Origin of the sequence: Streptomyces sp. XH2, from assembly GCF_049725035.1 — a bacterium.
Lineage (GTDB): Bacteria > Actinomycetota > Actinomycetes > Streptomycetales > Streptomycetaceae > Streptomyces > Streptomyces roseoverticillatus.
Window position 1 is genome coordinate 474,729 of the sequence record NZ_JBMMMZ010000004.1, and the last position, 6,215, is coordinate 480,943.

4 protein-coding genes, 2 rRNA genes and 1 pseudogene are annotated in these 6,215 nt (G+C 69.3%); all 7 read right to left on the reverse strand.

Features of this window, described 5'->3' with window-relative positions; genetic code table 11:
• Positions 1 to 46: 46 nt before the first annotated feature.
• A pseudogene (locus ACOTKD_RS11580) lies at positions 47 to 1,029 on the reverse strand (DUF881 domain-containing protein).
• A gap of 171 nt (positions 1,030 to 1,200) precedes the next feature.
• Entirely contained in the window at positions 1,201 to 1,533 is a 333-nt protein-coding gene (locus ACOTKD_RS11585; protein ID WP_030364457.1) for a small basic family protein, read from the reverse strand.
• On the reverse strand, positions 1,530 to 2,462 hold the full coding sequence (locus ACOTKD_RS11590) for a DUF881 domain-containing protein (RefSeq protein WP_424888797.1): 933 nt from the start codon (positions 2,460 to 2,462) through the stop codon (positions 1,530 to 1,532). Before ACOTKD_RS11590 ends, ACOTKD_RS11585 begins: the two co-directional genes overlap by 4 nt.
• Positions 2,463 to 2,584: 122 nt before the next feature.
• Positions 2,585 to 5,080, reverse strand: a complete 2,496-nt coding sequence (locus ACOTKD_RS11595; protein ID WP_424888798.1) for a sugar phosphate nucleotidyltransferase — start codon at positions 5,078 to 5,080, stop codon at positions 2,585 to 2,587.
• A 101-nt stretch (positions 5,081 to 5,181) separates the two neighbouring features.
• A complete protein-coding gene (locus ACOTKD_RS11600; protein WP_189382772.1) occupies positions 5,182 to 5,772 on the reverse strand; it encodes a CDP-alcohol phosphatidyltransferase family protein in 591 nt (196 codons plus the stop codon).
• A gap of 156 nt (positions 5,773 to 5,928) precedes the next feature.
• A 5S ribosomal RNA gene (rrf, locus tag ACOTKD_RS11605) occupies positions 5,929 to 6,045 on the reverse strand.
• Positions 6,046 to 6,120: 75 nt separating this feature from the next.
• Positions 6,121 to 6,215, reverse strand: a 23S ribosomal RNA gene (locus ACOTKD_RS11610); the annotation flags it as partial.

The window sequence follows — 6,215 nt, forward strand, 5'->3', positions numbered from 1 at the left end:
CCCGCAACCTCGTGGCCTCCCTCCGAAGCCCGCACGACCGCCCGCCTCACTGCGATGACGACCGAGCGTAGTCAGGCCGCTTCGCCGGGCGCAAGGCGTCCACAATGATCTTCTCAGACCGCTGGACCGAGACGCCCGCCTGCTCCTTCTCCAGCGTCTGCACCACGCCGCCGGGAATGTTGAGCGCGGGCTCCAGGTCCTGCGGCTTGCCGATCACCTTGAACCGGTAGGGCTGCGAGACCTTCTTGCCGTCGATCTCCACCCTGCCCGCCGCACCCGAGAAGTACGTGTCGGCGGCCACCCGGACGTCGTTGATCTGGATGGCCTCGGCGCCCGCGGCCCTCAGCTCCTGGATGGCGTCCAGCAGCTTGTCGGCCTCGACCAGGCCCTTGGGGTCGCTCACCGTGAGCTCGATGCCCGGCCCCTGCGCCCCCATCGTGCCCGCGAGGATACCCAGCTGCTGCTCCTTCTGCGCGGTCTGCTTGCGGGCCTCCGCGGCCTGGTTGGAGCTGCTCTCGAGCTCGGTGCGCTGGTTCTCCAGGCGCCGCTTCTCGTCCTCCAGCCGCTTCGTGCGGTTGTCGAGCTCGTCCAGGATCCGTACGAGGTCCTCCTGCCGGGCACCGCGCAGCGCGCTGTTGTCGCTGGTCGACCGGACCTGGATGGCCAGGCCCAGCCCCAGGACGCACAGCAGCACCGCGACGGTGAGCTGGGCCCTCGTCAGCCGCGGCGGCCAGAGGCTGTCCAGCAGGCGCTGACGGCCCGTCACGGGCGCGGCGGCGGCCGGAGGCGCGGGAGTGGGCTCGGGCACGGGCCCGGGGGCGGCAGCGGCTCCGGATGCGGACCCGGCGTCAGGAGCGGGCCCCGGCCGGAGCCCTGCGGACTTCTCCGGCTCCCGGCCCTTGCCGCCTTCGCCGGCCCTGTCGGCTTTGCCGCCCTTGCCGGCTTCTCCGGCCCCGCCCCGCCCCGCGGGCGTGGCGGCCTTTCCGGACTCTTCGGCTTCACCGTCCTTGGACGCCTTGGCGACCTCAGGGGCTTTCTCGGCCTTCTCAGCCTTCTCAGCCTTCTCGGCCTTCTCGGCCTTCTCCGGCTTACCGGACTTCGCGGCTTTCTTCGGACCCTCGGCCGGCGTCGGCTCCTCCGCGGAAGCCGGCTCACCGGGCGGGTTCTCGTCGGGCGTGTTGCCGTCGGTGCTCATCGGCCTCACGCCCGGAAGACGTGCCGGCGGATCGCGGCCGCGTTGGAGAAGATGCGGATGCCCAGGACGACCACGACTCCGGTGGAGAGCTGGGCCCCGACCCCGAGCTTGTCGCCCAGGAAGACGATGAGCGCCGCCACGACGACGTTGGACAGGAAGGAGACGACGAACACCTTGTCGTCGAAGATCCCGTCCAGCATCGCCCGGAGGCCGCCGAACACCGCGTCGAGCGCCGCCACGACGGCGATGGGAAGGTAGGGCTCGACCACCGTCGGCACCACGGGACGGACGACGAGTCCGACCACGACTCCCACGACGAGGCCCAATACGGCGATCACGATGTGCCCTTCCCTGTGTCGGTGGGGGGGGCGGGCGCGCCCCCCCCAGGCGGCGGGGGGGGTCGGGCCCACACGGGGGGCGCGGCGGGCAGCCGGACCTCTCCCTGAGCGGAAATGCTGTAGCGGACCCCGTACTTCTGCTGCAGGGCACGCAGGTACAGCCCGTCGGCGCTGCGCTGGAAGGCATCGGCGAAGTGCTGTCCGTCACCGATCGCGAGCACCGTGTACGGCGGCACCAGCGGCCTGTTGTCCACCAGTATGGCGTCACCGGCGGCCCTGATCGCCGACAGCGCCGTCAGCCGCTGCCCGTTGACCGAGACCGCCTCCGCCCCGGACTGCCACAGGCCGTTGACGATCCGCTGCATGTCACGGTCGCGCACCCGGCCCGTGTCGGAGAAGCCGCTGCTCTCGCGCGGCCCGCCGCCACCACTCTGCTTCGTCTGCTTGGCGTCGTCCACGATCAGCTTGACCCCGGGCCCCTGCACGGCCGTCGCACCCGCGAGCAGCGCCACCAGGTCGGCCTTGTCCCCGCCGTGCTTCTCCAGGACGTCACGCTGCTTGGTGCCGACGGCGTCCCGCAGGGTGTCGACGTTCTTCTGCAGCGCGTCGGCCGCCGAGGTCTCCCGTTCGATGCGGTCGATGAGCTGCTGGCGCTCCTTGGCCAGCGTCGGTGCCGATATCTGCGCCTGCGCCGCCCCCAGCGTCACCACCACCGCGGCCAGCAGCAGGGCGCCCGCGAGGCCCAGCTTGGCCCGCAGCGGGCTCGGCAGCCCGCTGCCGCCCTCGGTCTTCCGACGGGCCGCCGCCTCGGCGTAGCCGTCGTCGAGGCTGTGGTCCATCACATTGGTCAGCAGCGACATGGAGGCGTCGGGGCGCGGAGGCGGCGTGGCCGTGCTCCGATCGGGGGGCTGCTGCGACATGCCGCACATCGTCGCACGTCGGGGGCGTCGTCTCCCAATGGCCCCACCGGCGCGCCGGACGCGGGATCACTCCGCTACCGGTCCGGCCCCAAGGAGACGACGCCCGCCGGGTCCTGACCCGGCGTCCACGGTCAGCGCCCGGCGCCGTCCACGACCGCCGACCACTCGTCGAGCAGGGCCTGCGCCGAAGCGTCGTCGGGCCCCTCGGCCCACAGGTGCGTCACCGCCTCGGCCGGGTCCGGCAGCACCATGACCCAGCGCCCGTCGGCCTCCACGACCCGTACTCCGTCGGTCGTGTCGACGTGCCGGTCCCCGGCCGCCTCGACCACGGACCGCATCACGAGCCCCTTCACGGCCCACGGCGTCGGCAGGTCGCGGCGGAGCACGTGGGCGCGGGGGATGCGGGCGTCTATCTGGCTGAGCGTGAGCTGAGTGCGCGCCACCAGGCCGATGAGCCGGACGAATGCGGCGGTTCCGTCGAAAACGCTGCTGGACTCGGGGACGATGAAACCCCCGCGCCCGTCCCCGCCGAAGATCGTGGTGTCCGCACGGCCGACCCTGGTCAGGTCGTCGGGCGAGGTGGTCGTCCACTCGACCTGCGTGCCGTGGTACGCCGCCACCTGCTCGGCGATGCGGGTGGTGGTCACCGGCAGGGCCACCTTGCCGCTGCGCCGCTCGGCGGCGACCAGGTCGAGCAGGACGAGCAGGGCCCGGTCGTCCTCCACGATCCGGCCGCGCTCGTCGACCAGGGAGAGCCGCTCCCCCACCGGGTCGAACCGCACGCCGAACGCTGCCCGTGCCGAGGCCACGATCTCCCCGAGCCGCACCAGGCCGGAGCGGCGGTCGTCCGCGGTCTCCGTGGGCCGGGACTCGTCGAGCCCGGGGTTGATGGTGAACGCCTCCACGCCGAGCCGGCCGAGCAGGCTGGGCAGGACGAGGCCGGCGCTGCCGTGCGCCGCGTCCACCACGACCTTGAGCCCGGCCTCGGCGACCCCGCTGGTGTCCACGGACCGCAGCAGCGAACCCGCGTACGAGTCGTAGACGCTGGAGGGGAAGGACAGGTCACCGATCTCGCCGGGGAAGGCCCTGCGGTACTCCTGGCGGGCGTAGACCCGGTCGAGCTTGCGCTGCCCGGCCTGGGAGAGGTCGGCGCCGCGCTCGTCGAAGAACATGATGTCGACGGAGTCCGGCACGCCCGGCGTCGTACGGATCATGATGCCGCCGGCGCTGCCGCGGGCCGTCTGCTGGCGGGCCACCGGCAGCGGGACGTTCTCCAGGTCCCGTACGTCTATGGCGCTGGCCTGCAACGCGGAGATCACGGCGCGCTTGAGCGCCCGCGCGCCGCGGGAGTGGTCACGCGCCGTGGTGACGGTGGAGCCCTTCTTGAGCGTCGTGGCGTACGCGCCCGCGAGCCGCACCGCGAGCTCGGGCGTGATCTCCACATTGAGGATGCCGGACACGCCGCGCGCGCCGAAGAGGTGGGCCTGGCCGCGGGACTCCCAGATCACCGAGGTGTTGACGAACGCGCCGGCCTCGATGGTCTTGAACGGGTAGACGCGGACGTTGCCCTGAATAATCGATTCCTCACCGACCAGGCACTCGTCGCCGATGACGGCGCCGTCCTCGATCCGGGCGGCGCGCATGATGTCGGTGTTCTTGCCGATGACGCAGCCGCGCAGGTTGCTCTGCTGGCCGATGTAGACGTTGTCGTGGACGACGGCCTTGTGGAGGAAGGCTCCGCTCTTGACGACGACGTTGGAGCCGACGACGGTGTGCTCGCGGATCTCGGCGCCGGCTTCGACCTTGGCGTAGTCGCCGATGTAGAGCGGGCCGCGCAGCGCGGCCTCGGGGTGGACCTCGGCCCCTTCGGCGACCCAGACGCCGGGCGAGATCTCGAAACCGTCTATGTCGACGTCGACTCTGCCTTCGAGCACGTCGGCCTGTGCCTTCACATAGCTCTCGTGGGTGCCGACGTCCTCCCAGTAGCCCTCGGCGACATAGCCGTAGATCGGCTTGCCCTCCTTCATCAGCTGGGGGAAGACGTCGCCGGACCAGTCGACGGGGACGTCGGCCTCGACGTAGTCGAAGACCTCGGGCTCCATGACGTAGATACCCGTGTTCACCGTGTCGGAGAAGACCTGACCCCAGGTGGGCTTTTCGAGGAAGCGGTCGACCTTGCCGTTCTCGTCGACGATGGTGATTCCGAATTCCAGGGGATTGGGAACACGGGTGAGACAGACGGTGACGAGGGCGCCCTTCTCCTTGTGGAAACGGATCAGGTCGGTCAGGTCGAAATCGGTGAGGGCGTCTCCGGAGATCACCAGGAAGGCGTCGTCCTTGAGCGCCTCCTCGGCGTTCTTCACGCTGCCCGCGGTGCCGAGTGGCTTTTCCTCGTTGGCATAGGTGAGCTCCATGCCCAGTTCCTCGCCGTCACCGAAGTAGTTCTTGACGAGGGAAGCGAGGAACTGCACCGTCACCACGGTCTCGGTGAGTCCGTGCCGCTTGAGCAGTCGCAGCACATGCTCCATGATCGGCCGGTTGGCGACCGGCAGGAGCGGCTTGGGCATGCTCGAGGTCATGGGGCGAAGGCGGGTGCCTTCACCACCGGCCATCACGACGGCCTTCATGTCGGAAACGTCCTCCTTGCGAGACGACGGTCATGCCGAACAACGGTCATGCCGACTTCACGCCCGGGACGTCCGGAGTACGGCCGGGGTCTGCAGCGGGCTCAGTCGGCCGTGGCGTCCGCCTTGACCAGGCGGCGGACCTGGACCACATAGAGGATCCCTGCCCACCAATAGAGGGTTGTACCCCATCCGGCGAACGCCCATCCGAAAATCGCGGCGAGTGACGGCAACCAGCCGTGTCCGTCACTGAGAAGCAGCAACGGGAACGCGTACATCAGGTTGAAGGTCGCAGCCTTGCCGAGGAAGTTCACCTGCGGCGGCGGATAGCCGTGGCGCCTCAGGATCCACACCATGACCAGCAGCATCGCCTCGCGGGCGATGAGGGCGGCCGTCAGCCAGAGCGGAAGGATCTCACGCCATGTCAGGCCGAAGAGGGTGGAAAGGATGTAGAGGCGGTCGGCGGCCGGATCGAGCAGCCGGCCGAGGCTGCTGATCTGATTCCAGCGGCGGGCCAGTTTTCCGTCGAGGTAGTCGCTGACGCCGCTGAGCGCCAGGACGAGGAGCGCCCACCCGTCGTGCTTCTGGAGAATCAGCCACAGGAAGAGAGGGACGCCGACGAGGCGCGCCATGCTGAGGATGTTCGGGATGGTGAGGACGCGGTCGGTCTGGACTCGCGTCTCCTGGACCTCCACCCGGGGGCCTCCTGTGGGAAATATGCGAACGATACCCCCTGACCTTACCCTCCGGTGCGGTGCGGGTACCGCGAGGGGCGGACGGGAGAAACGGCCCGGGAACGCAAAAAAGCCTCAGGCCCGGGATGAATATCCCAGGCCTGAGGCTGAATAATTGTTCGGCGGCGTCCTACTCTCCCACACGGTCCCCCATGCAGTACCATCGGCGCTGAAAGGCTTAGCTTCCGGGTTCGGAATGTAACCGGGCGTTTCCCTAACGCTATGACCACCGAAACACTATGAAGTTAAACAACCCGGCTGTTTTCACAGGTCGTTACTTCAGAACTAACACAGTGGACGCGAGCAACTGAGGACAAGCCCTCGGCCTATTAGTACCAGTCAGCTCCAACCGTTACCGGTCTTCCACACCTGGCCTATCAACCCAGTCGTCTACTGGGAGCCTT